Here is a 2,034-nt window from a genome sequence, read left to right as displayed (position 1 = left end):
ACCCAGATGGAGTCGACGATGCCGTGGACGACCCGCCAGCCGCCCGCTTCAAGCCGCTGTTTCGCCGTCAGCAGAATTTCGCGAGCGAACGCGTTGATCGCCTCGTGGCACTCGATGCGGCCGAACTTCGCGTTGCTGAACCCCTGATAGCCGAAGCAGGCGACGAGGATCCACTTCAGCGCTCCCGACCGTCCCTCGAGTTCCGCCAGTCGGTCCTCGTCGGGGTCGTCCCGTTCCTTCTCGCGACGGATGGCCGCCTTGATCTCGTCGCGAGCGTCGATGATCGGCTGTAGCACGTCGACGAGGTACCGGTCGTCGCAGATCGAGTACCCGAGGCCGGGGACGTCGTCGCGGTCGCTGTGGCAGTCATACCGGATGACGTCCGGCGAGACGTTCCGGGTACAGATGATGTTCGGATAGAGACTCGAGAAGTCGAGTTCGTGGACGTTTTCGTGGAGGCCGACCTCGGGCGCGAAGATGAACCCGCCGCGGTCGGCGTCATGGAGCGTCCCCATCGGCTTGTAGAACTCGTGGCGCCAGGAGTTCCATGGCACGAGGACGCCGCGGTCGTGGGCCTCGCAAATCTGGATCGCCGTCAGCACGTTCCCGATCGACGCCCACGCAAGTTCCTGGACGGGCTTCTTTGAGCGCGACACGAGGTCGAGGACGCCGTCGAGGTTCGTCTCTCCGTAGAAGAACATGTTCGACTCGTCGATGATCGCCCGGCCGGGCACGTTGTACCGCGCTGGGGAGTGACCGACGCGACCGTAGCTCGAGTACGTCGACCGGCTCGCGAGCTGCTGGTAGTCGACGTCCGCCCACCGACTCAGCGAGAAGTCGTCGACGCCGGCGTCATCGGTTCCACGCCGACCTGCGTGGCGCGTGCCGCGAGCAGCTGTCGCCAGTACGCGAACGTCGTTTGGTCGTACGCGCCGTCGTCGACGGGATAGACGAGCGTCTCGAAGCCCTCGCCGACGACCCGTGGGCCCATCCGCGTCTGCTCGCACTCTAGATGGTGGTTGGCGACCGTCGCGACTGGCTCGGTGAATTCGTTTCGTTCGTTTCTCGTAACGAGCACCGGGATGTCGTATCCTTCGGCGTAGGTCGCCAACTGGGCGAGAGTTCGAGCCTGAAGGGTTTCCGCGTGGGTTTCGCCGAGGGTATCGTCGGCGCGGTACTGGGCGTCGATGGCCAGCGCGACGATGAGGGCGGGTGTGTGGGGCGACGTGTCCTCGTCGTGACTTGGTGGCCGTTGACCGGCTGCCCCGGCATCGGTGGTGGACATCTGGATCGACTTGTTCACCGCCGTCGGGAGATCACAGACGGCGCCGTAGTGCTGGTAGGCGGTGAATCCGCGGGCGACGTGAATTCGGTTGAGCAACCGTTGGCTGGGCGCGATCTGGGCGAGTGTCGTCGTCGTCGCGTGTCCGTCTGCGTCGACCCAGAAGGCGGGCCCGTCGTGCAGGAGGAGATGGTCGAGCACGAGCGACTGCAGGATCGGGACGCCACGGCCTCCCTCGACGTCAAGCAGCGTGATGCCGTCGTCGAGTGACGGCCACAGCATCTCGTCTGTAGCCGGATCGGCCTGGTCAGCAAGGGACCGATTGCGGTCAGCGTCCCGTGTCGGCTGGTCCACTGTCAATCTGTTCGACGTTACTTGTTCTCTCATACTCGACTAGAGGTCTACCTACCCGATAAGCCGCGGCGTGTCGTTTCTGTGTTTCATAGAAGCCACGAGACAGTAGGTTACTCGGCCCCAGTCAGCGAGTTTCCGCGAGTGTTCGATGGCTTCCAAGAACGGGTCCGGGGACTGCCTCGAATTGTACTCCCGAATTAACCAACAATTGGTGTCGAACACGTCATAATGTTGGTTAATTCTAGTCGCTCTTATGTAGAAACGCGGAAAGCCCGTATAATTACACTCAGACAGTTCTAATCTGGCGATATGTCTTCCACTGAGTCAGCGTTCGGCGGGATGTTTCGGCAGCTGATCGAGCTCGGAGTTATCGAGATCAACACCGAGCCGCTCGATGC

General features: G+C 62.4%; 1 protein-coding gene. It reads right to left on the bottom strand.

The annotated features are described in order from the left end of the window. Positions 1 to 1,007: DNA polymerase domain-containing protein (locus tag Q0964_RS09375; RefSeq protein WP_414652143.1), on the bottom strand; the 1,007-nt coding region annotated here is incomplete at its 3' end. Between the last annotated feature and the right edge of the window lie 1,027 nt (positions 1,008 to 2,034).

It is taken from the genome of Halorientalis sp. (genome assembly GCF_028275115.1).
Classification (GTDB): domain Archaea; phylum Halobacteriota; class Halobacteria; order Halobacteriales; family Haloarculaceae; genus Halorientalis.
Note: the sequence above shows the minus strand (reverse complement) of the source record. Positions and strands in the feature narration are given on the sequence as shown.